Raw genomic sequence first — 22,845 nt, forward strand, 5'->3', positions numbered from 1 at the left:
CCTGCGCCGTCGCGTCACCGGGGCTGCGGACTCCATTCGAAGAGGAGGATGGTCGCGTCGTCGCGCAGCGGGTTGCGCTGGTGGTCGAGGATGGCGTGGATGAGCAGCCGCAACACCTCCGCCGGGCGCTGTCCGGCGGAGGAGGAGCCGATGATGAAGTCGGTGAAGCGGTCGAGGCCGAACTCCACACCGTTCGCGTCGCGGGCCTCCACGACGCCGTCGGTGTAGAGCAGGACACAATCGCCGGGTTCCAGGGTCGCCTCGTAGACGTGCCGGGCCGCCGGGGCGAGCGGGCCGGCCAGGCCGATCGGCGGTTGCGGGGGTCGGTCCAGCGCCCCGGCGAGTACCCGCTCGGCCCGGATCAACAGTGGCGGAGGATGCCCGCAGTTGACCCAGTGCAGCACCCCGGTCTCCGCGTCGAGCCGACACATCACGCCGGTACAGAAGTGGTCGGGCAGCCAGCGGGCGAGCGCCCGGTCGACGGAGCCGACGATGTCGGGCAGGTCGGCCCCGTCCCGGCGGGCGTTGCGCGCCGCCGCCATGGCGACCGACGTGGTCAGCCCCGCGGTCAGATCGTGACCCATGCCGTCGAGGATCATCGTGTGCAGGATGTTCTTGACCACCGAATGGTCGAAGGCGTCGCCCGCGACGTCGTACGCGGGTTCCAGGACCGCGGTCGACACGCACCGTCTGCTGCCGATGGTGCGCGGGGGCAGGAAGGCCCACAACATCTCCGCGGGCGCCCCCATGGACTCGGTGCGGGTGCGGGCGGCGAGCCAGTCGCTGTAGGCCCGCTTGGAGGTGATCAGCATGGCGAGCAGATGGGCCAGCATCCGGCTGCGGCGCATGCGCGCCGCGTCGAGCGAGGCGGTCCGCACTCGCAATACGCCCAGCCGCTCCGCGCCGTCGACCAGGGGCATCCACAGGATCAGGCCGTCGTCGACCTCGGCCACCCGAGGGGAGACCGTGCGGTACGCCCATCCGGCCGACGTGCCGTCCACCCTCAGCGACTCCGGCGCCTCGTCGAGTGGCACGAGCAGACGCTGCTGCAGGTCGACGAGGTAGATCGACGCGGTGTCCAGGCCGAGGACGTCGGCACACCGATTCGCCAGCGCGGGCAGCTCGACCGGCAGTGCGGTCTGCGCCTCGATGATCAGCTCTTCCAGGCGATTCTCGTCGACGGCGCCGTCGGGAACGGAGAACACATGCGGTGTGTCCGACACGAGGACCACCCCTTCCTCGCCCAGTTTCACACCGATCCCGCGCTCTCTCACGCCGACCCATCACACCTGTGAGCAGCCCCGACCGACCACTACGCCGGCGGCTCGATGTCTCGGGTCTTTTCTATCCAAGCCCTATATATGACTTATTCGGCTTATGAGCATTTTGGAATCTTCGGGGTATCTTGCGGTTGCAAAATCGCGGAGCACCCTGGAGGAAACGCAGTGTCCGATTCACCGCAGCACCGCATCTTCGCCATGTTGGACGTCGACGGCGACGGCGTCATCACCCACGAGGAATACCTCTCACGGGTGGACCGCGTCGCCTCCGCTGTCGGCCGCGACGCCGACCATCCGACCGTCGCCGCGTCGTGGACCGCTCACGATGCGGTCTTCCGGGACATGGACGCCGACCGCGACGGGCGCGTGACATTCGAGGAATACCGCACGTGGGTCGGGCACGACGCGTTCGAACGCTATTGCCGATCCGCACTGGGTTCCCTGTTCGACATCGCCGACGCCGACGCGGACGGACGCCTGGAGCGGGCCGAATTCCTCCGCTTGCGTACGGCGGGGGGCAACGCGGAAACCGACGCCGCCGCGGCATTCGACGCCCTGGACACCGACCGCGACGGACTGGTCGACCGCGACGCCTACTTGGCGGGCATTCGAAGCTTCGTGACCAACGCGGAGTCCCCCATGGCGGCGGCCTACGGCGTCGCACAGCCGGTGCCGGACCGTTCCTGATCCCGCCGGCGAAGTCGTCGACCCGCAGCGGCACGATCCCCGACGGCCGCCGGGCCGAACACAGGCGGGTTCGGCTCCGGCGTAGTCGGGGCCGCTCGTGCCGCTTCCGGCTTTTGCCCGTGCTCCGATCGACGGATGCGCGGGACTGCCACCACCCTCGCGTTCGGTGGTCAGGATGACTGGACCTCGTCGAAGAGGGCGACGGCGTCGGCCGGATTCGGGCTCACGAGGCGGTCCAGGCCGGCCGCCGTGATCCTGGCCCACCGGGCGGCCCGTGCCCACATCCGTTCCTCGAACGCGCGCACGGCCTCGTCCATGTCCCCGGAGCCGGCGGCGATGGACTCGGCGAGTTCGGCGCCGTCCAACATCGCCAGGTTCGCGCCCGCCCCCAAGGGCGGCATCAGATGGGCGGCGTCGCCCAGGAGCGTCACCCCGCCGACGTGGGTCCAGGTATGCGACTCGGGCAGGACGTACAGCGGGCGGTGGGCGAAATGGGTGCCGTGGCGGAGCAGGTCGAGTACGGGAGGGGCCCAACCGTCGAACAGGGCCAACAGGCTTGATCGCGCGGCCTCGGCGTCGGCCGGTTCCTGGTGCGCGTGCCGGTCCGGCGGCGTGCGGAACTGCGCGTACACCTTGACGTGGCCACCGCTGTTGCGTTGGGCGACCAGACCTCGGTTCACGCCGTACACGGCCATGGAGCCGTCGCCGATCATCCGGGCCAGGTCGGGGTGGCGGGTGTCGACGTCGTCCAGGGAGGTCTCGACCATGGTGACGCCGGTGTAGTGCGGCGTCACCGACGAGACCGCCGGGCGGACCCGGGACCAGGCACCGTCCGCGCCGACCACGAGGTCGAACGTCTCCTGTCGCCCGTCCGCGAAACGCACCAGTACGCCGTCCCGGGTCCCCGGCACCACCTCCGCCACACCGCTCCCCCACCGGACGTCGAGAGGGCCGAGCAGCAGGTCGCGGAGTTGCCCGCGGTCGATCTCGGGATTGGCCCGGTCGTCCGGCCGCGGTCGCCAGTCGCGCACGACGGCCCCGTCCGGGTCCAGGATGCGCATGGCCTGCCCCTCGGGACGAGACAACGCGCGGAACTCGGCCAGCAACCCGGCCCTGTCCAGCGCGAGTTGGCCCATCCCCTCACGCAGGTCCAGCGTGCCGCCCGGGGGACGCGCGTCGGGGGCGGGATCACGTTCGAGGAGGGTGACGGGGTGGTCATGGCGGTGCAGGACGCGGGCGAAGGTAAGACCGGCGGGGCCGCACCCGACTACGGCGATTCGGTGTCTCATGTCGATACACTGTATTGCTCGCTACAGTGCATCGCAACATGGGAGCGTGACCGTGTGGACCCGGCCGGAACCGCCGCCCCGCCCCCCGGAAGGCGACATGGGATGATCGCCGAGTGATCACAGCGTGGCGTGGCCGACGGGCGTGGAGTTACGGCCTGCTCGTGTCGGCGGTGGTGATGGGTGTGGGCGGGTGCGGGGACAAGTCGGGGTCGACCGCAAACGCCGGCGGAGGCGGATCGACGTCCCTGCCGACAGCCCGGGCAGGCGGCGGCACGCCGCCCGCACCCACGTCCCGAAGCATGCCGACGGCGCCGACCGCCCCGGCCCCGCCCGCCGGTTGTCCGGAGTCCGGTGTGCGGGTCACGGGTGAGGAGCCCGACGCGGCGATGGGGCTGCGGGCGATGACCCTGACGATGGTCAACTGCGGCGATACGCCCCGCGGCGTCACCGGATATCCGGGCCTTTGGGTCCTGGACGCCGACCGAGCCGAGATCGGGGTCGACATCGATCCGGGGGCGGCGTCGATCACCACGATGGAGAGCCTCCAGGCCGAGCCGCAACCGGTGACGCTGCGCCCCGGCGAGCGGGCGGTCTCGGTGGTCGTATGGCGCAACACCGTCACACAGGCGGTGGGTTCCGGCCAAAACGCCCTCTACCTCGATGTCGAGCCGCTACCCGGACAAGCCCGCCAACAGATAGCGGTCCCGGGCGGAATCGACCTCGGCAACACCGGACGCCTGGGCGTCGGCCCCTGGCACACCCCCGGCTGATCCATCGCCTCCCCCACACCGTGACCGGCATCTCCACGAATCCGGGCCGAGGCGAGTCGCCGCCAAGGATCGACTCGCCGGTAGGCTCGTGCCGTCGAAGTCCGAGCCGTGGGTGTGGAGTCGGGGGTGCCTTGGCCGCCGGGATCGTGGAGTACGAGTCGGCCGTCCCCTGGGAGGGCTTCCTGGCGGAGCCGATCGGTGGTCCCGCGGCGGCGGGTGTTCTGGTGTTGTCCGGTTCGAGCGGACGGATCGAGCGCGAGCGGTGTCGGCTCTTCGCCCGCGCCGGGGCGACCGCGATGTCGATCCGGTGGTTCGGCGGGCCCGGGCAGCCGTCGGGCATTCGCGAGGTCGCGCTGGAGACCTTCGTCGCCGCGATCGCGTTGCTGCGTGAGCGCGGCTCGGAGCGCGTCGGTGTTCTCGGCGTGTCCAAGGGCGCCGAGGCGGCGCTGCTGGTGTCCACCGTCTCGGACTGCGCCGACGCCGTGATCGCGCTCGCCCCGACGTCGGTCGTCTGGGCCGCTGTCGGCTCCGGCCGGAACCGTCGCGAGCGCCCCTGTCGCTCCGGTTGGACCTGGCAGGGGCGGCCGCTGCCCTTCGTCCCCTACGACGAATCCTGGCAGCCGACGGAGCCGGAAGGCGCGCCGGTGTCCGTGCTCGGCTGGTACGAACGCAGCCTGGCGGCACACCCGGACCGGCTCGCCGCCGCGACCATCCCCGTGGACAGGACCACAGCCGACCTGGTCCTGATCGCGGGCGGCGCGGACCGCATGTGGCCCTCGACGCGTTTCGCCCACGAACTCGCGGACCGCTACGCCGCAACCGGCCGCGAAGCAGCCCTCATCTCCCGACCCGACGCGGGCCACCGAACCGTATTCCCGGGCGAGGTGCCTCCACCCCCATCCACCCGCTTCGACCACGGCGGCACCCCCGAAGCGGACGCCGAACTCGGCGCAGCCGCCTGGCCGACCGTGCGGGCCACCATCCTCGGCAGCCGACCACCGGCCGGGAAAGCCGGCACCAAGCGGATTGGTCGATCTCCGTCACACAGTCAGTGGTGTGGTGTCGGGGAAGTGCGGGCGAGGCGGGGGAATTCGGTGGTTTGGTCGCCGAGGGTGAGTAGGCGGTACGTGTAGCGGGCCGCGCTTTCCAGGTTTTGGGCCTTGCGTAGCGCGTCCTGGGGGATGTGCCCACCGTGGAGCAGCCGTGGTGGGCCAGGATCACGCAGTCGCTGTGGCGGCTTGCGGTCGCTGTGGCCTCGGCCAGTTCCGGGGAGCCGTTGGGGTGGAACGGCACACGGCTGATCACGGGGGCGTACGCGATGTGGTCGAGGGTGAGTTGGCGGATGCGCTCGCCCATGGCGTCGACGAGCACCGCGTATTCGGGGTGTACGTGCACCACCGCCTCGACGTCGGGTCGGGCCAAGTAGGTGTGTTGGTGCAGGCGCCACTCGCTGGACGGCGGCGCCGAACCCGTGTCCGTGCGCGGCTCGCCGTCGAGGCGCACGATCGCGAAGTCCCGTTCGGTCAGCCGGTCGAGCCGACTGCCGGCAGCCGTCACCGCGAAGGTGTCGGTGCCGGGCAGCCGGGCGGACAGGTTGCCGCCGCTCGCCAGGACGAGGCCGCTGTCCACGCACTGCCGGCCGGCGTCGACCAGGGCCGCGAGGATGTGCTCCGCCGTCATCGGGGCCCGCGTCCCTCGCCGCCGACCACCAGGGCGGACGCGGCTTCGGCGACGCGCGCCGGGGTCAGCGTGGCGCGGTCCACGAGCAGGGTCCGGGACAGCCGCAACATCGCGGCGCCGACGACGGCGTACCGATCGTCGTCCAGCGTCTCCAGGTCGCTCACCTTGGCCAATCCCACGGTACGGCGGGCCGCCTCGCAGCCCGCGAAGCCGAACGCGTCCGCGAGGATGGCCGGCAGCCGCCCGTCGAGGTAGGAGTCGGGGTAGCGCTCCGGCGCGCGCCGCCCCGGCCAGTGCCCGCGCAACCGCGCGGTGAACCCGTCCCAGCTCGTCGCGAGCGTCCCGAACAGCGCCTCCGCGCGGTCCTGTTCGCCCAGCGCGGCGGCCCGGGCGCCCGCGAAGAGCAGGTTGGCCCACAACATGCCGAGGTCGAACCCGATCGGCCCGTAGCACGCGAACTCGGGGTCGAACGCCCGCACCGACAGGTCGCCGTCCCGCGCGTCGCCGCGAACGAAGACGCTGCCGGTGTGCAGGTCGCCGTGCAGCAGGGTTTCCTGCGTGGTGAGGAACGTGTGTTTCATCGCCATCGCGGCCGCCGACCACGCCCGGTCGGCCCGCAGTTCGGCGTAGGGCGCGTCGAGGGCCGGGCGTACCGAGTTGCGTTCGGCGCCCAGGAAGGGCTCGGTGAACACGAGATCCTCGGTGATCTCGCAGAGTTCCGGATTGATCGCGGCGGCGGCGCGGGTTCGGAACTCGGCCTCGGTGAGGCTGTGGACCGAGGTGCCGAACGCGACGTCGGCGAGGTATTCGGCGAGTCGCTCGGCGACGCCCTCGTGTGCTCCCCCGGCATTGAGCCGGGTGCGGAACACCTCGTGATCGGACAGGTCTTCGAGCGCGAGCACGTACCCCTCGGGGTCGAAGTCGAGGAGACCGCAGACGTGTTCGGACAGTGCGCCGTGGATCCGCAGGGCGGCGGCCTCCCGCACCGCACGCTGTTCGGTCATCGGCCATTCCGGGCCGACGAGGCGCACGTACGGCAGCGCCTGCTTCAGCACCAGCCGTCGGCCCGCGGCGTCGGCGCAGACGAAGACGAGGTTGAGGTTGCCGTCGCCGACCTCGGCGACGGTGAGCGTCGTCGGGTCGATCAGCTCGCGCAGCGTGGCGCGTGCGGCGATGTAGGCGGGGACCTCGGCGGAGGTCAGGATCCGGTCAGCCATGGGTGCGCTCCGCGATCGCCGGTGCGGTGGTGGGGACTTCGGGGCCGCTGCCGGGGTTCGGGTCGGCGGAGGCGGGTGTCGCCGCCGCGGCCCGGCGGCGCCGGCCGCGGCGCAGCGAGAAGGACATCAGCAGGGCGAAGATGAGCACGAGCCCCTTGATCAAGTCCTGCGTGTAGTAGGGCAGTCCGCGCATGGTGAGGCCCTGGAGGATCAGCCCGATGAACACCGCGCCGACGAACGTGCCGAGCGCGTTGGGCTTCTTGGCGCCCAGAACCGCGTAGCCGACCAGGGTCATGGCGACCGCGTCGAGCAGCGACGAGTCGCCCGCGGTGACGTCGCCCTGCCGCAGACGCGAGGCGAGGATGATGCCGGCGGTGGCGGCGAGTACGCCGGAGATGGCGTAGGCCGCGAACTTGTAGCGCTTGACCCGGGTGCCGGCCAGGCGCGCGGCCTCCTCGTTGCCGCCGACGGCGTAGAACACCCGCCCGTGGCGGGTGCGTTGCAGGAAGACCCACAGCAGCAGGGCGATGACGAGGAAGAGGTAGACGGAGTAGGGGATGCCGAAGAGCTTGTCGCCGTCGATGGCGGTGAAGTCGTCGGTGAACCTGCCCTTGACCACGGTGCCGTCGCCGAGCTTCATCCCGGTGGTCAGGGTCTGGCCGTCGACGAGCCAGCGTTTGAGGCCCTGGATGGTGAACATGGTGCCGAGGGTGGCGAGCAGCGGCGGGATGTTCAGGAAGACGACGAGGGTGGCATTGACGCATCCGACGAGCAGGCCGACCAGGAGGCAGATCACGATCGCGCTCGGGCCGGTGAGTTCGTAGTGGATCATCGCCTCGGCGGCCACCGTGACCGACAGGCCGGTGACCGCGCCGACCGACAGGTCGAGGTCGCCGACGATGGCGGTCAGCGTCATCCCGAGCGCGGCGATCGCCGCGACCGCCTGGATCTGCAGGATCGACACCGTGTTGTCCCAGGTGCCGAAGCCCGTCGTGGTGGCGGAGAACGCGATGTAGAGCGTGACGCCCACGAGGATGATCCCGTAGCGCACCACGAAGTCGCCGAGCGCGGCCGGAAGTGGGGTCCGCCGCGCGGTCGATGTCGAGTCGCGCAGATTCATGCGTGGCTTTCCTTTCCGGCCGCGCTCGGCGCTGCCTCCGAGGGCGGGAGTGACGGGGTACGGCGTACGCTCATCGCCGTGATGAGGCGTTCGCGGCCGGCGTCGCCCAGGGCGAGGTCGGCGGTGATCCGGCCCCGGTCGAGCACCACGATGCGGTCGCCGACCTCGAGGGCCTCGTCCACGTCGGAGGTGGCGACCAAAACCGCGGCGGTCGCGGCGAGTTCGCGCACGGTGGCGCCGATGTCGTGGCGGGCGTTGATGTCGACGCCGCGGAACGGTTCGTCGAGCAGCAGTACCCGCGGTTCGCCGAGCAGCCAGCGGCCGATGACCACCTTCTGCTGGTTTCCCCCGGACAGGGTCTCGATCGGCGCGTCGGGTCCGGCGGCCACCACGCCGAGGTCGCGCATCATCGTCGCGGTGGCCCGGCGTTCGGCGCCGGTGCGCATCAGGGTGCCCCGGGTGAACATGCCGGCGAAGGGCAGGGTGAGTTGGGAGCGGATCGGCCAGCCGGGGATGATCGCCTGTTCGTGGCGGGATTCGGGGACGAGGTAGACGCCGCGTTTGATCGCGGCGCCCGGATACCCCGGGTCGAAGGGGCGACCGTCCAGGGTTCGCCGGCCCGCGCCGATCGACGTGGCACCGAAGATCCATTCGAGCAGTTCGGTCTTGCCGCTGCCGAGCAGACCGAGCAGCACGGTGACATGGCCGCGGTGCAGTTCGAGGTCGAGGGGGTGCGGGTCGTCCTCTCGCAGGCGAACTCCTTCGAGCGACAATACCGGCTCTCCCGGCGGGAGTTCGGCGCGCTCGGACTCGGCGGGGGTGCGGTCGAACAGGGCGGTCAGTACGGTCGTCCAGTCGAAGCCCCGCCCGGGTATGGGCTCGAACTCGCCCTGCATGGCCCCGTCGCGCAGGACGCCGACGCGGTCGCACAGTTGGTCGATCTCGGCGAGTTTGTGGGTGACGAACAGGACGGTCATGCCGTCCGCGGCGAGCGCGCGCACCAGGTCGAACAGGCGCGCGCTCTCCTCCGCGGACAACGCCGAGGTGGGTTCGTCCAGGATCAGCAGCCTCGGCTTGCGGGACAACGCCCGCGCCAGGACCAGGAGTTGCCGCTCGGAGACGCCCACGTCGCGCACCGGCGAGCGCAACGTCTGCCGGTCGAAGCGCAGGCCCAGGGTGGCCGCGACCTCGACGGCCTGGGCCTCGGTCCGGCGCCGGCTGAACAGGATGGGCGAGGATCGGTCGCCGAGCCGGTCCAGGGCGAGGTTCTCCGCGACGGTCATGTCGAGGATCACCCCGTCGTTGGGGTTCTGATGCACGGTGCCGATGCCGCTGCGCTGGGCGGCGAGCGGGTCGGGGAAGACCACCACCTCGCCGTCGCGCAGGATTTCGCCGCCGTCCGGGGACTCCGCGCCCGAAAGGATCTTGATGAGCGTGGACTTGCCCGCGCCGTTGGCGCCCATCAGGCCGTAGATGTCCCCCGCGCCGATACGGAGGCCGACCCCGCGCAGCACCCGGTTCGGGCCGTAGCTCTTCGAGATGTCCCGCACTTCGAGGACGGTGTCCCGGCTGCGGTCTCGGCGGTCTTCGCGTCGGTCGTTTCCGTCCTCGCGTCGGTCGTTTCGCTCGTCGCGTCGGTCGTCGCGTCGATCGTCCTGTGCGTCGAAACGCCCGTCGTCGTGTCCGTCGTCCTGTCGGGGCCGCACGGGTGCCTCCTTTCCGGTTTCGACCGAGGGTGGGTCAGGCGCCCGGCCGGATCGGGGTGATCCACGGCGCCCCGAGCACGTCCGGGGTGGCCAGTTCGGGCAGCGCCTTGCGCAGCGTGTCCATGTTCGTCACCCCGTTCGCCTTGAGCGTGTCCTGGGTGATCAAGGTCGCGGGGATGGTCATCTTCTGCGGCAGGTCGACCTTCCCGGCCGCCGCGATCGAGGCCCGGGCCACGACCGCGCCCACGTTCGCCGGGTCGGTGGCGGCGGTGGCCCGCCACGGACTGCCGGCCTCGGTCATCAGCTGGATGTCGGCGGTGGAGACGTCCACGCCGTAGACCTTCACCTTGTTCGTCATGCCGTTCTGGCGCAGCGCGATCAGCGTGCCCTTGGCCAGTTCGTCGTAGGCCGCGAACGCGAGCGTGGTGTCCGGGGCGGCGGACAGCGCCGCGGTGCCCTCGGTCGCGGTGTCGGCGGCCACCGACTCGGTGTACTTGCCGAAGCGCGCCTTCTGGGTGAACGTCGGGTTGTCCTTGAGGAACTGCTGGTACACCTTGTCGCGGGAGTCGAGCGGCGCGATGCCGGACACGTTGACGTAGGCGAGCTTGCCGCCCGAGGGGTTGTCCTGCTTCATGTAGCCGAGGATCTTGTCGGCGATCGAGGCGTCGTCCTGCGAGATGTAGGTGGCCTTGCAGTTGGAGATCGCCACGTCGTAGACGACGACCGGGATCCCCTTGGCGATCGCGTCGTCGATCTTGGGGTTGACCGAGTCGGCGAGGCCGTGGTCCACGATGATCACGTCGGGCTTGGCGTTGATCGCCTGGTCGAGTTGGCTGACCTGGGTCGCGTTGTTGCCGCGCGCGTCGTAGACGGTGACGCTGCCACCGGCGGCCTTGATCTGCTTGGTCGCGCCGTCGCCCCACTGCTCGAAGTAGTCGCCGACGCCGGATTGGCGGACGAGCGCCACCTTGAAGTCGCCCTTCAGCCCGGTGGGCTTGGCCTCGGGCAGTTTGCGCGCGTTGTCGACGGTGCGCTGCGTCGCGCAGTTCCCCGCGCCGCCGGCGGCGCCGGACGCGCCGGGCTCCGCCTTGTTGTCGTCGGTGCTCTGGGAGCATGCGGCGAGCAGGGACATTCCGACGGCGGCGGCCCCGATCACGCGAATGGCCTTGGATCTCATGGTGTTCTCCTCACTCGGTGGTCTCGGCCGCGACCGGCCGGGCCGCAGGGGTGTCGCCCGCGGCGACGTCGATGACGCGCGCGTCGGTGACGATCGCCGTGATCAGATCGGCGGGTGTCACATCGAAGGCGGGGTTGAGGGCGGTGGCGTCGGGCGGGGTCACCCGTACACCGCGGAACAGGCGGACCTCGGCGCCGCCGCGATCCTCGATCTCGATCGCGTCGCCGTTCGGGGTGTCCCGGTCGATGGTGGTCTCGGGAGCGACCACGAGGAACGGCACCCCGGCCCGGGCCGCGGCCAAGGCCACCGCGAACGTGCCGATCTTGTTCGCGGTGTCGCCGTTGGCGGCGATCCGGTCGGCCCCCACGAGGACCGCGTCGATGCCGCCTCGGGCCAGCGTGATCGCCGCGGCCGAGTCCACGATCACGTCGTACGCCGCGCCCATGCGGCCCAGTTCCCACGCGGTCAGGCGCGCACCCTGGAGCAGCGGGCGCGTCTCGCACGCGATGGCGCGCACGAGTCGGCCCTCGCGGTGCAGCTTCGCCACCACGCCGAGCGCCGTGCCGTGCTCGACGGCGGCGAGCGCGCCGGTGTTGCAAATGGTCAGTACGGTCAGCGCGGCCCGGTCCGGAATCAGCCGCGCCAGCGCGTCGGTACCACGTTCGGCCATCGCGACGCAGGCCGCGATGTCCGCGTCCCGTACCCGCAGCGCGGCGTCCAGGGCGGCGAGCGGGCCGCCCTGTTCCAAGGCGGCGAGCGCGGTGTCCACGCCGTAGGCGAGGTTGACCGCCGTGGGCCGGGCCTCGCGCAGTTCGGCGATCGCCTGCCGGGCCTGGTCGGCCGGCAGGCTCTGCGCGGCGAGCGCGACGCCCAGGGCGCCGGCCACGCCGAGCGCGGGGGCTCCGCGTACCGCCAGTCGTTGGATCGCGTCCACCAGGACGTCGAGGTCGTGGATGTCGAGTTCGACGAGGCTGTCGGGCAGCAGGGTTTGGTCGACCAGCCTGATGAATCCCCTGCCGGGTTCCCGCTCGGCGTCGTCGGCGGGAATCCAGTCGATCGTGCGCATCCGCCGCGTCTCCCTCTCTACGCGGGACGACCCGTCGATGCCTCCGGGGGTCGTCCTCATGATCCGAGTGCGCCGAAGTTGTCAGACAATTCGAAGCGTGTCAAGATGTCCGACATGGCGACCCAGACACGGCGGCCGCTGGCCGACGACATCGTTCGGGAACTCAAGATCGAGATCCGCGACGGCGTCCATCCCGCGGGGGCGCGGTTGCCGACCGAGGCCGATCTGTGCAGGCGGTTCGGGGTCTCGCGGGCCACGGTGCGCACCGCGCTCAAGGAACTCGACGTGCTCGGCCTGATCCGCACGCAGCAGGGCGCGGGCACGTTCGTGCGCACCCGCCCCGCGGTACGCGACGGCCTGGAGCGCATGGGCTCGATCACCGAGTCGATCCGGCGCAGCGGCAAGGAACCCGGGCACGAGTACGGGCGGCGCACGCTCCGCCAGGTGCTGCCCGACGAGGCCGAACGGATGGGTGTTCCGTCCGACACCGAGGCGCTGGAACTGCGCCGCCGGGTGACCGCCGACGGCGACGTGGTCGCCTACTCCTACGACGTGATCCCGCGCGGCCTGCTGCCGGCCGCGTTCGATCCGGAGGAGCTGAGCGGGTCCTTGTTCGCCTATTTCGAAACCGAGTTGGGCATCCATCCGACGCTCGGCCTCGCGAAGGTGCACGCGGTCTCGTCGGCGCACATCGCGTGGGGGCCGGACGCGGCCAAGCACCGACTGTTCGTGCTGCTCGACCAGTTGCACTACGACGACGACCACCGGCTGCTCGCGTACTGCAAGACGTACTTCGTCGAGGGCTCCTACGAGTTCCAGTTGGTACGCACGGCCTGACCGCGCGGCGCCCCCGGCCCCACCGCGCAAGCCCGCAGGCGCTTGGCGCTTGGCGCTTGGCGCCTGGCGCCTGGCGCTTGGCGCTTGGCGCTTGGCGCTTGGCGCACTGCAACGAGCGGGCACGCGCGGGGAGTTCCGCGCGTACCCGCCCCAACCACCCCTACCGTGCCCGTTCCCGGGCCCGGCAGACGCTCACACGACCCGTTCGCTGCCCCCGTCCACGGGGATCTGCGCGCCCGTGGTCGCGGCGAAGTCGTCGGAGCACAGCCGGGTGACCGCCTGCGCCACGGTGGCGCTGCTCACCTCGGTACGCAGCAGGTTGCGCCGCTTGTACTCCTCGACCGTCATGCCGTAGTCGGCGGCGCGCTCGGCCAGGATCTCGTCGGTCCACAGGCCGGTGTCGAAGACCGCGTCGGGGTGCACCACGTTGACCCTGATGCCGTCCGCGGCCCATTCCAGCGCGGCCACTCTGGAAAGCTGCGTGACGGCCGCCTTGGACGCCGAGTACGCGGCCGCGCCCGGTCCGGGCGCGGGCACGTTGCGGGACGCGATCACCACCACCCGGCCGCCGCGCGGCGCGAGCGCGAGCAGCGGGTGGGCCTCGCGGAACAGTACGGCGACGGAGTCCACGTTGACCGCCATCGAGGTGCGCCACGCGTCCGCGTCCAGCGCCGAGATCGGCGCACTCGCCTTGAACACGCCCGCGCTCGCGACCACCATGTCGAGGCCGCCGAACCGCTCGACGGCGGCCCGCAGCGCGCTCTCCACGGCGGCGCGGTCGGTGACGTCCACGACCTGCCCGAGGTATCCGGCCCCGGGGAGGGTCTGCGTGACGCCGGCGTCGAGGTCCCAGCCGACGACGCTCGCGCCGGCCGCCGCCAGGGCGCGTGCGCACGCCCGGCCGATGCCCGACGCGGCCCCGGTGACCAGCGCGACCTCGCCGGCGAACACCTGCGGCGCCCCGGCGCGGCGCAGCTTGGCCTGCTCCAGGTCCCAGTATTCGAGGTCGAAGATGTGCTCTTCGGACGCGGGCCGGTAGCCGCCGAGGCGTTCGCCGACGGTGATCACGTCCATCGTGTGCCGGTAGATGTCGCGGGCGACGTCGGTGTCCTTCGCGCTGCCGCCGACCGTGAGCATGCCCAGGTCGGGGTCCAGGACGATCCTCGGTGCCGGGTCCAGCGGCTTCAACTCGGTGCCGCGACGCCGGTGATGGCGTTCGAAGTACTCCCGGTAGCGGTCGGCGTAGCCGGCCACGTCGCGGCCCACCAGCGGCACCCGCTTGGTGCGGATGACGTGGTCGGGGGTTGCCGGGCCCCTGGTCGCGACCTCGGCCAGGTCGGCCCGTGCGACGAACCTGGCCGTGTCCTCGTCGGCGTGCCGGGCGACGATCATCGGCCGGCCCGCGGCCTCGCTGATCTCCCGGCGCAGCAGGGCGAGTTCGACGCTCGTCGGGCGGGCCGGCGCGCGGGCCGGCGCGGGCGCGGCGTCGGCGTGTTCGGCCAGTCGGCGCTCGGCGCGGGTGATCAGGTCCAGGTGGCGTTCGTACGCCTCGCGGGTGTCGTCGCCGAACGTGAACAGGCCGTGGTTGAGCAGGACGAGGCCGATGGTCCCGGCGTGTGCCTGGTCGCGCCACACCTCGGCGCAGCGCACGGCGAGGTCGAAGCCGGGCATCACGTACGGGACGATCGCGACGTCGTCGCCGAACACGTCCCGGATGACCGCCTCGCCGTCGGCGAGGTTGGTCAGGGTCAGGATCGCGTCGGCGTGGCTGTGCTGTACCGCGCGGTGCGGCAACATCGCGTGCAGCAGCGCCTCGACGGAGGGGTCGGGGGCGGCGGCGTCGAGCAGCGCGCAGCGCAGTTCGTTGACCATCTGGGCATCGCTGAGCGCGGTGACGGTGAGCAGTTCGCGCAGTCGGGCCAGGCGCAGCGGGGCGAATCCCTCGGGGCCGATCGAGGCCAGGTCGTGGCCGCTGCCCTTGACGTAGAGCACCTCGACCGGCGCGCCGGTGACATCGGCGATCTCGGCCTTGACGGAGGTGTTGCCGCCGCCGTGCAGCACGAGTGTGGGTTCGCCGCCGATCAGCCGTGAACCGTAGGCGCACTGCCCCAGGGGACCGTCGCCGGCGTCCGCGTCGGACCATCGATTGCGCATGGGTGCACCGTCCTCGTCCTCTTATTCATCAGACCAACCGAGCCAATTTGTCTGACAACCTAGGAGCTGCCGTGCCCGCGGTCAATACGCGGGTCGGGCGTCCGGTCCGCGCGGCGCCGGGACGGCCGGGCAACCACCGCCCGCCCGACGGCCGGCTCGGTCGGGGTGGTCAGACGCGGAGCAGGGCCTTGATGGCGCGGCGTTCGTCCATGGCGCGGTATGCCTCGGCGGCCCGGTCGAGGGGCAGCGTGAGGTCGAAGACCTTGCCGGGGTCGATGCGGCCGTTCCAGATCAGGTCGATCAGCTCCGGCAGGTATTGCCGTACCGGGGCCGGACCGCCGTGCAGGTGCACGTGGGAGAAGAACAGGTGCCGACCGTCGAGGGACACGTCGTGGGAGACCCCGACGCAGCCGATGTGTCCTCCCGGCCGCGTCGCGCCGATGGCCTGCATCATCGACTCCTGGGTACCGACCGCCTCGATCACGGAGTGCGCGCCGAGGCCGTCGGTCGACTCCCGGATGCGCGCGACGCCCTCGTCGCCGCGTTCGGTGACGATGTCGGTCGCCCCGTACTCGATGGCGAGCTTCTGTCGGGACTCGTGGCGGCTCATCGCGATGATCCGCTCGGCGCCGAGTTGCTTCGCGGCGAGCACCGCCATCAACCCGACCGCGCCGTCGCCGACCACCGCGACCGTCCGGCCCGGCCCGGCCTGCGCGGCGACCGCGCCGAACCAGCCGGTGCCGAGCACGTCGGACGCCGCCAGCAGGCTCGGAACCAGCGTGTCGTCGGGCATGCCGGGGGTGGCCACCAAAGTGCCGTCCGCCAGCGGCACGCGCAGCCGCTCCGCCTGGGAGCCGAGCGCGCCGAGCGATTCGCGGTGGACGCACGAGGACTGGTAGCCCGCGCGGCAGATCTCGCAGGTGTTGTCCGAGGCGAAGAACGACCCCACCACGAACTGCCCCGGCCGAACCGAGGTGACCGCGCCGCCGACCTCCTCGACGACGCCGGCGTACTCGTGCCCCATCGGGGCCGGGCCGTCGACGGTCTCGAGTCCGCGATACGGCCACAGGTCCGACCCGCATACGCACGTAGCCGCCAGTCGGATCACCGCATCGGTCGGGCGGACGATCGCCGGCTCCTCGCGCTCTTCGACCCGGACGTCGCCGGGGGCATGCATCACGACACCACGCATGGGGAGTACTCCTTGGCTCGCTGGTCACATACCGGCGGATCGGATACCGACCCGCCGGCCATTGAAGGACGGCCCGGGGGAACGGACCCGCCGCGCACGCGGTGTCGTTCCGGTATCACCCGCATGCGCGCCGGCGGCGCCCGCCCGACCGCTTTCACGGCGCGGCCCGGCGGCGCCACGTCCTCGAGACAACCCGATTCCGCGCGCCGCAGGGAGTCACCGGTGTGGGGTGTACCGGCAGTACATCCCTCGCCGCGCGGTGAGGACGTACGGTCGAGAGGTGGACAACCATGACGAAGTCCGCGAGTTTTTGACCTCGCGGCGCGGCAGGATCACCCCGGAACAGGCCGGACTTCCCTCCGGCGGCCGACGCCGGGTGTCGGGCCTGCGCCGAAGCGAGGTCGCCGCCCTCGCGGACGTCAGCGTCGAGTACTACGCCAAGCTGGAGCGCGGCAACCTCGCCGGCGTCTCACCCGCCGTCCTCGAGGCCGTCGCACGAGCGCTCCGACTGGACGACGCGGAACGTGCGCACCTGCTCAACCTGGCCCACACCGCCACCGGCGCCGACGCCCTCGGCCGGCCCCGGCGCCGCGCGACCCGGTCGTGGCGGCCGCACCCGAGCCTGCGGTGGACCCTGGACGCCGTCACCGGAGGCCTCGCGTTCGTCCGCAACGGCCGCATGGACCTGCTCGCCGCGAACGCGCTCGGCCGCGCCTTCTACGCCGACATCTACGCCGGCGGCGGACACCCGCCCAACCTCGCCCGCTTCATCTTCCTCGACCCCGCCGGGCGCCGCTTCTTTCCCGACTGGGATCTCGTGGCCGACACCACCGTCGCCATCCTGCGCACCGAGGCCGGCCGTGACCCGCACGACCGGAGCCTGCACGACCTGGTCGGCGAACTGTCCACCCGCAGCGACGACTTCCGCACCCGCTGGGGTTCCCACAACGTCCGCCGGCACGGCACCGGCGAAAAACGTTTCCACCACCGCGTCGTCGGCGACGTCACCCTCGCCTACCAGAGCCTCGACATGGCCGCCGAGCCCGGTCTCACCCTCACCATCTACACCGCCGAACCGGGCTCCCCCGCCGACGAAGGCCTTCGCCTCCTCGCCTCCTGGACCACCGACAGCACCCCTTGCGGACCCGGCGCCGACACACCACCGACCACCCCACACACCGGCGCCCGACCACAACCCTGAGCCCCGCCTGCGGACTTGGTACGGCACGCTGTCGGACAGCGACCGCCGTCCCCGCTTCGATGGCGATTCAGTCGAGGTCCGGCATGAGGGGCGGGCCGTCCTCCTCGACGGCGAGGGCCACGACGCGCAGGAGGGCGGCCAGGTCGCCCAACTGCTTCCCGGTCAGGGGCGCCAGCAGGCCGGCCTCGGCCTGCCGCTGGTCGTCGATCACCGCCGCCCACGTCTCGGCGCCCCGTGGGGTCAGGCCGACGAGAAGACTGCGGCGATCCTCGGCCGCGTGCTCCCGCGTGATCAGGCCCGCCGCCTGCAGGCGGTCGAGGCGGCTGGTCAGGGTCGCCGGATGCACGCCGAGCCCTCGGGCCAGGCGGGTGGGCGCCATACGGTACGGCCCGCCCGCCGAACGCAGGCGCCACAGGATCTCGTACTCCCACAACTTCAGGCCGTGCCGCGCCAGGGCGGCCTCCTTCTCCCGCTGCAGGTGTCGCACGAGCATCTGCATGCGGGTGACGGCGCCCTCCAATTCCCGTTCCAGGCCCGGGACTTCACGCTCCCATCGGAGGATGTGCCGGTCGATCGAGTCTGGTTTCCGCGCCGATTCCGCCGCCGCATGCCGTGCTGTCACGGGGCCACCCTACCCTCCAGAAATTATGACTTCAGATATTTTGAAATCGTAGTACTGTCCGAACCCATGTCCACCTTCACCCTCGCCGGCCGCATCGACGAACACGTCGTCGACAGTGTGCTGCTGCGCGGCAACCCCCTCGGCGACCCGACCCGACGCCCGCTGTGGGTCTACACCCCACCCGACTACGACGACGCGCCCCAACGCCGCTACCCCGTCACATATCTCCTCCTCGGCTACGCGGGGACACTCCCGGTCTGGGGCAACCGCACGGCGTTTCGCAAGCCGGTCCCCGAGCTGATCGACGAGATCTTCGCGCTCGGCGAGGCACCCGGGATGGTGCTGGTCTTCGTGGACGCCTGGACCACGTACGGCGGCAGCCAGTTCATCGACTCGCCCGGCACCGGTCGCTACCACTCCTACCTGTGCGAGGAGATCGTGCCGTACGTCGACGCCCGCTACCGCACGCTGCCCGAGCGCGACCACCGGGCCATCGCGGGCAAGTCCAGCGGCGGACTCGGCGCCGCGATCACCTCGATGCTCCGCCCGGACCTGTTCGGCGCCTTCGCCACCCACTCCGGCGACTCGCTGTCCGAGGCCCAATACCACCCACACTTCCTCACCGCGGCCCGCCAGCTCAGGCCCTACGGGGGCGACATCCTCCGCTGGTGGGACGACTTCCGCTCACGCGTCGCCTTCACCAGGGAAGAAGACCTGAACCTCCTGGAGATCCTCGGCGTCTCCGCCTGCTTCTCCCCCGGCCCCGACGGCTCCCCCACCCTGCCGTTCGACCCCCGCACCGGGGCTCTGCGCGAGAGTGAGTGGCAACGCTGGCTGGCCTGGGACCCGGTACGCATGGCCCCCGCGCACGCCGGCGCCCTCCGCGCACAGCGCGGCATCCGGATCGACGCCGGCACCCGCGACGAATGGTTCCTCGACCTCGGCGCACTGGCCTTCCGCGACGCCCTCACCGACATCCAAGTCCCGGACGAGATCGTGCACTTCGAGCTGTTCGAAGGCGGCCACCACGCCGTCGAACACCGCATGCCGCCCGCCCTGGCCTGGCTGGCACACCGCATCACCGACCGCCCGTCCGCGGCCACCTCGTCGTAGCCGCGCCGCGCACGGATTGCCGTTCTCCTGTAGGCCCGAACAGGGCCGCCTGTCGCGGGTGTTGGCCGCCGGAGCCGCGCACCGCATCGGCGAGACCGGGACCGGATACGGCGTCGGCCCGGCCTGGTCGGCCTCCGGCGCGCCTCCCGGAACCAGGCTCGTCAGCGTCGAGCGCGCCCCGGGCAGTGCGCACGTCGCGGCGGAGCCACGCACCGCGCCTCGCGGCAGAACTCGACGTCATCGTCGGAACCCGGCTCCCACCCCGCTGACACCACCGCGCCGCGCCTTCCGGCCGCACGGCGCGGGGAGAGACGTCGATATCGCCGAATTTCACTCCGCAGGAGCAACTACCGCCGCGCGCAGCCGCCCGGACCGGGCCCGGGGGGCGGAGGTCGGGGGTCGGCGTGAAGCTCCCATTCCCGCCGACCGCCGACGCTTCCTCCGCACACGCGCTCCGATCGCCGGACCGGGGATGGACCGATACCGGATCGCGCGGCCACCGGCCACCTGCGCGGCCGGCACACTCATACGCCTACCCCCGTCACCCGGGGCGATATTCCGCCCGGGTCCGCCTCGCATACGCTCCGAGGCCGCCGAAGGCACCGAGCCCGCGCCCCGGATTTGGTGCGTCCGCCGGTGCCCCGGGCCCGCGGTCGGAGCCTGGGGGCACACTGGGGGAATGGACGTTCTCGCGGTCCACGGCTACCTCGACATGCCGGGTCGGGGCCACGTCGACGTGGACGTTTGTCTGCACGACTGGCCCGCGGCCGACACCGACTACCCGTTCACCTGGAACGCGGTGCTCACCGGCTCCCCGAGACTCGTCGTCGGCACCGAGGGTGAACTGCACATCGACACCGAGAACACCGACCACGGCCACCCCTGCGTCGTCATCGCGAGCACCGACCGCCACACCCAGGTCCGCGGACACGAGAACCAGGCGCGCGCCCTCGCCCCGGAACGCGAGAGCCCGCCGACACCGCCGCATACCGCGTTCGAGTGAACCGCCCCCACACCCGCTCCCCCCGAGCATCCGTGTCGTTGGGCCGTGTAGAGGCGCCCACGGGCATCCTCGGCCTCGCGGCCGGGACCCGGGTCCTCGCGCCTGCATCCCGCGAGGACCCGGCCGGGCCACCACGCGAGGGCCCCCGCCGGGCCCGTCGTACCCACGAGCGGGCCCGGCGGGGTGTCGGGCTTCGGCTCGCTCGCTCCGGGGACGAGCGAGCCGAGGCACGGCCGGTCACGCCGGGTGCCCGCCGAAGGCCGCGGCCAGCCGGATCTCCAACGCGTCGACTCCGCCGTGGTCGGGCGCAAGGGCGACGTAGCGCCATTCGCCGTCGTCCGTCGGACGGTCCACGTAGAGGATCACCCCCCGGTCCGTGCCCGGTCGCACGTCCAGGCCCGCTGCGATCAGGCGTTCCACCGCCGCGTCGAACGGCATCGCGGCCTCGGCCCGCATCGTTCCCATCGCCCAGACCGGGGCCGCGCGGTCCGTGCCGGCGAGCCGGGTCACCAGGGCGTGGACGGTGCTGGTCGCGGTACGGCGGACATTGCATTCCAGGGCGTACAGGGTGCCGTCCGCGGCGCAGACGGCGTCCAGGCTGTACGGGCCCCGGTATCCCTCGGCCGCCAGGTGGCGGCCGAGGGCGAGCGTCCAGTCGGCGAGTTCGGCCCGCGCTCCGCCCGGGAGGTCGCACGGCGGGCAGAGGTACCCGGCGAAAGAGCCGCCCGACATCCGCATCTCGCCGTCGTACAGCACCCTCGCGCGGCCCGGAGCGGCGTGGCCCTGGGCACTGACCGCTCGCGTGTGCTCCACGTACCGCTCCACGACCCATCGCTCACCGGTGCCGGCCGGCAACGGGGGGCGGGGGTCACCGCGCGTGACGAACCGCATGCCGTGCCCGCCGGCGGAGCGGTCGGGTTTGACGACCACGCGCTTCGTCCCCGTGAGCAGTTCGGCGGTCACCCGATCGAGGTCGGCGCTCGTGCACTCGCGCCCTTCCGGCAGGCGCATGCCCAGTCGTCCGGCGAGGGTGCGAAAGCCGGTCTTGGTATTCAGGTCCGCCACGAGGCGGACCACGTCCGGCCGCGGCCCACCCGCCTCGTACGGGGCGACCCCGATGCCCAGGTCGGCGGCGAGGCGCACGGCGGCCTCGTCCAGCGCGATCGGGAGCAGGCGCGCTTCCGGGCGCTCGCGGACCAGCGTGCGCAGCGGCTCCAGCAGACCGTGCGCGGTGACGGCCTGGGCCATCGGCAGGTGCGGGGTGTCCGGCACCGTCAGCACGGTGAGGGATGCCTCGGGGATGCCCAGGCGCAGGCAGGTGTACCGGCGGAAGGTGTCGGACACCGGCACGGGCGTGATCAGGACGTCGTCCGGTCGCATCAGCCACAGCTTGCGGGGCGCCTGCTCCGACCAGCGCCGCAGGGTGGTCTCCTCGGCCAGGTCGGCGGCAAGCGGCGAGACGAAGTTGGCGAGGAGGACCAGTGCGCCCGGATCCGCGTGTTCGGTGATCACGATGCGCCCGTCGCGGCCCGGTGTACCGCCTCCGGTGCGAGCCGCTCCGGGGGGCGCAGGGAGCTGCGGCCCTCGTTCCAGGCGGTGAGCAGGTGGGCGGCGAGCCGGTCCTCCACGACGCCGCCGGCCCGGATCCCGAAGGCCACGTCGTTCTCGAGTTCGGGTTCACGCTCCAGCAGCGCCGCCACCACCTCGCGGCGCATGAGTTGTTCGTGGACGGCGTCCGCCTCGACGTGTTCGGTGTAGAACAGGGCGCACGCCGGATCCGCGACGCGCATCCGTTCCAGTGCCGCGGCGAGGCGGGCCGCACCGGGTGGTGAGCCGATCTCGATGGCGGCGAACTGGCCCACGGCCATGCCCCGGTGCGCCCGATGCAGTCCGAACAGCGACATGAGGTTGACCACGGCAAGCATCGGCGCGGGCACCCGGTCGAGGTAGAAGCCGTACGCCGGGTCGAGTCCGAGTCCGCGCATGAGGTCGGCGAACAGCCGCGCGTGCATACGTTCGGCACGCCCGCCGCCGTATTCGTCGAACTCGACGGTGACCACGCCCGCCTTGGCGCGTCCGGTCAGGCGCGGAATGAGCCACGCCTGGGGGTCGGCCTCCTTCAGGTGGTAGAGCGAGCGGTGCACGACGTATTCGCGGAACTGCTCCACGTCACCGCGCTCCAGGAGGTGGTGGCTGACCCCGGTGCCGTCGAGGGGCTCGATCAGCAGGGGCGCGAGAGCGTCGTCCACGCCGCCATCGGCATCGACGTTGTCTCGCAGTGCGCACAGGAACGACTCCTCCAGTCGCGCGCGCAGCCGCAGCAGGTCGGGGTCCCACTCCCAGCGCGGATCCGCTCCCGCGAACGAGCGATAGTGCAGTTCGTAGCAGGCGTACAGGGCAAGCTGGAGGTCCTCGCCGAAGCCGTCGGCGTCGGCTCCGGCTCCGGCCGGTGTCCGTACGCCCGTCCCGGCCGGTTCGGCCAGAGCCGCGAGCACCGCGCGCGACAGCGGTCCGCGAGGGGTGGGCAGTGTCGGCGCGGTCATCCGTCCTCCCCGGTCGGCGGCGGGTCGGATGGTGGCCTGGGTGGGAGCCGATGGGCCCGGTGGCTGGTGTCGCACCACGGCGGGCGACGGGTTCGGCGGCACGTGCACAGGGCCACCACGCGTCGATCGGAGAAGGCCGTGCTCCCGTCGGAAAGCTCCACCTCCACGGGCCCCTCGACCATCATCGG

Annotated in this window: 20 protein-coding genes and 1 pseudogene; 7 read left to right on the top strand and 14 right to left on the bottom strand. The window is 71.9% G+C overall.

Annotated features, from left to right (window positions below; all coding sequences use genetic code 11):
* Positions 1 to 14 precede the first annotated feature (14 nt).
* Positions 15 to 1,223 carry a PP2C family protein-serine/threonine phosphatase gene (locus tag B4N89_RS42910; protein WP_235619320.1) on the bottom strand — a complete coding sequence of 403 codons (1,209 nt, stop codon included), beginning with the start codon at positions 1,221 to 1,223 and terminating at the stop codon, positions 15 to 17.
* A gap of 222 nt (positions 1,224 to 1,445) precedes the next feature.
* Between B4N89_RS42910 and B4N89_RS42915 the strand changes: the two genes are divergently transcribed.
* Positions 1,446 to 1,967, top strand: coding sequence for an EF-hand domain-containing protein (locus B4N89_RS42915; RefSeq protein WP_268812605.1), 522 nt, complete (start codon positions 1,446 to 1,448; stop codon positions 1,965 to 1,967).
* Positions 1,968 to 2,137: 170 nt separating this feature from the next.
* Here the strand turns inward: B4N89_RS42915 and B4N89_RS42920 are convergent, their stop codons facing one another.
* The gene (locus B4N89_RS42920; RefSeq protein ID WP_078982041.1) at positions 2,138 to 3,256 is read right to left on the bottom strand and encodes an FAD-dependent oxidoreductase; all 1,119 of its coding nucleotides are present in this window, start codon (positions 3,254 to 3,256) and stop codon (positions 2,138 to 2,140) included.
* A gap of 299 nt (positions 3,257 to 3,555) precedes the next feature.
* Between B4N89_RS42920 and B4N89_RS50360 the strand changes: the two genes are divergently transcribed.
* Positions 3,556 to 4,026, top strand: a complete 471-nt coding sequence (locus B4N89_RS50360; RefSeq protein ID WP_268812606.1) for a DUF4232 domain-containing protein — start codon at positions 3,556 to 3,558, stop codon at positions 4,024 to 4,026.
* A gap of 131 nt (positions 4,027 to 4,157) precedes the next feature.
* Entirely contained in the window at positions 4,158 to 5,159 is a 1,002-nt protein-coding gene (locus B4N89_RS42930; protein ID WP_235619321.1) for an acyl-CoA thioester hydrolase/BAAT C-terminal domain-containing protein, read from the top strand.
* Between the two features lie 97 nt (positions 5,160 to 5,256).
* On the opposite strand, the pseudogene B4N89_RS53615 reads toward B4N89_RS42930, so the two are convergent.
* The 6 genes and pseudogenes from B4N89_RS53615 to mtnA all read right to left on the bottom strand — a co-directional run.
* A pseudogene (locus B4N89_RS53615) lies at positions 5,257 to 5,706 on the bottom strand (class II aldolase/adducin family protein); the annotation flags it as partial.
* Positions 5,703 to 6,923: an S-methyl-5-thioribose kinase gene (gene mtnK, locus B4N89_RS42940; RefSeq protein WP_078982043.1), complete on the bottom strand. Its 1,221-nt coding sequence runs from the start codon at positions 6,921 to 6,923 to the stop codon at positions 5,703 to 5,705. The gene mtnK and the pseudogene B4N89_RS53615, both read right to left, overlap by 4 nt.
* Entirely contained in the window at positions 6,916 to 8,043 is a 1,128-nt protein-coding gene (locus B4N89_RS42945) for an ABC transporter permease (RefSeq protein ID WP_078982044.1), read from the bottom strand. Before B4N89_RS42945 ends, mtnK begins: the two co-directional genes overlap by 8 nt.
* Positions 8,040 to 9,749 carry a sugar ABC transporter ATP-binding protein gene (locus B4N89_RS42950; RefSeq protein ID WP_235619322.1) on the bottom strand — a complete coding sequence of 570 codons (1,710 nt, stop codon included), beginning with the start codon at positions 9,747 to 9,749 and terminating at the stop codon, positions 8,040 to 8,042. The genes B4N89_RS42945 and B4N89_RS42950 overlap by 4 nt, the downstream gene beginning before the upstream one ends.
* A gap of 34 nt (positions 9,750 to 9,783) precedes the next feature.
* Positions 9,784 to 10,926, bottom strand: coding sequence for a sugar ABC transporter substrate-binding protein (locus B4N89_RS42955; RefSeq protein WP_078982045.1), 1,143 nt, complete (start codon positions 10,924 to 10,926; stop codon positions 9,784 to 9,786).
* Positions 10,927 to 10,936: 10 nt separating this feature from the next.
* Entirely contained in the window at positions 10,937 to 11,992 is a 1,056-nt protein-coding gene (gene mtnA, locus B4N89_RS42960; RefSeq protein ID WP_078982046.1) for an S-methyl-5-thioribose-1-phosphate isomerase, read from the bottom strand.
* 114 nt (positions 11,993 to 12,106) lie between these two features.
* On the opposite strand from mtnA, the gene B4N89_RS42965 reads away from it, so the two are divergent.
* Entirely contained in the window at positions 12,107 to 12,829 is a 723-nt protein-coding gene (locus B4N89_RS42965) for a GntR family transcriptional regulator (protein WP_078982397.1), read from the top strand.
* Between the two features lie 192 nt (positions 12,830 to 13,021).
* On the opposite strand, the gene B4N89_RS42970 is transcribed toward B4N89_RS42965, so the two are convergent.
* Positions 13,022 to 14,983 (bottom strand): bifunctional aldolase/short-chain dehydrogenase, encoded by a 1,962-nt coding sequence (locus tag B4N89_RS42970; RefSeq protein ID WP_078982047.1) that lies wholly within the window; start codon positions 14,981 to 14,983, stop codon positions 13,022 to 13,024.
* A 169-nt stretch (positions 14,984 to 15,152) separates the two neighbouring features.
* Positions 15,153 to 16,175 (bottom strand): zinc-dependent alcohol dehydrogenase family protein, encoded by a 1,023-nt coding sequence (locus B4N89_RS42975; RefSeq protein ID WP_078982048.1) that lies wholly within the window; start codon positions 16,173 to 16,175, stop codon positions 15,153 to 15,155.
* Positions 16,176 to 16,455: 280 nt separating this feature from the next.
* Here B4N89_RS42975 and B4N89_RS42980 point away from each other — a divergent pair, with 280 nt between their 5' ends.
* Positions 16,456 to 17,376 carry a helix-turn-helix transcriptional regulator gene (locus B4N89_RS42980; RefSeq protein ID WP_078982049.1) on the top strand — a complete coding sequence of 307 codons (921 nt, stop codon included), beginning with the start codon at positions 16,456 to 16,458 and terminating at the stop codon, positions 17,374 to 17,376.
* Between the two features lie 67 nt (positions 17,377 to 17,443).
* Here B4N89_RS42980 and B4N89_RS42985 read toward each other — a convergent pair whose 3' ends face one another.
* The gene (locus tag B4N89_RS42985; protein ID WP_235619323.1) at positions 17,444 to 17,998 is read right to left on the bottom strand and encodes a MarR family winged helix-turn-helix transcriptional regulator; all 555 of its coding nucleotides are present in this window, start codon (positions 17,996 to 17,998) and stop codon (positions 17,444 to 17,446) included.
* Positions 17,999 to 18,064: 66 nt separating this feature from the next.
* Between B4N89_RS42985 and B4N89_RS42990 the strand changes: the two genes are divergently transcribed.
* Both B4N89_RS42990 and B4N89_RS51020 read left to right on the top strand, forming a co-directional pair.
* On the top strand, positions 18,065 to 19,111 hold the full coding sequence (locus B4N89_RS42990) for an alpha/beta hydrolase (protein ID WP_078982050.1): 1,047 nt from the start codon (positions 18,065 to 18,067) through the stop codon (positions 19,109 to 19,111).
* A gap of 679 nt (positions 19,112 to 19,790) precedes the next feature.
* Positions 19,791 to 20,114 carry a hypothetical protein gene (locus tag B4N89_RS51020; RefSeq protein WP_201261164.1) on the top strand — a complete coding sequence of 108 codons (324 nt, stop codon included), beginning with the start codon at positions 19,791 to 19,793 and terminating at the stop codon, positions 20,112 to 20,114.
* A gap of 237 nt (positions 20,115 to 20,351) precedes the next feature.
* On the opposite strand, the gene B4N89_RS43000 is transcribed toward B4N89_RS51020, so the two are convergent.
* Genes B4N89_RS43000 through B4N89_RS43010 form a run of 3 tightly spaced genes read right to left on the bottom strand, consistent with a single transcriptional unit; the run spans position 20,352 to position 22,842 of the window.
* Entirely contained in the window at positions 20,352 to 21,626 is a 1,275-nt protein-coding gene (locus tag B4N89_RS43000) for a peptide ligase PGM1-related protein (protein WP_078982051.1), read from the bottom strand.
* Positions 21,623 to 22,657: an iron-containing redox enzyme family protein gene (locus tag B4N89_RS43005; RefSeq protein ID WP_078982052.1), complete on the bottom strand. Its 1,035-nt coding sequence runs from the start codon at positions 22,655 to 22,657 to the stop codon at positions 21,623 to 21,625. The genes B4N89_RS43000 and B4N89_RS43005 overlap by 4 nt, the downstream gene beginning before the upstream one ends.
* Positions 22,654 to 22,842 carry a CDGSH iron-sulfur domain-containing protein gene (locus tag B4N89_RS43010; RefSeq protein ID WP_078982400.1) on the bottom strand — a complete coding sequence of 63 codons (189 nt, stop codon included), beginning with the start codon at positions 22,840 to 22,842 and terminating at the stop codon, positions 22,654 to 22,656. The genes B4N89_RS43005 and B4N89_RS43010 overlap by 4 nt, the downstream gene beginning before the upstream one ends.
* Positions 22,843 to 22,845: the final 3 nt, after the last annotated feature.

This window comes from Embleya scabrispora, from assembly GCF_002024165.1.
Lineage (GTDB): Bacteria > Actinomycetota > Actinomycetes > Streptomycetales > Streptomycetaceae > Embleya > Embleya scabrispora_A.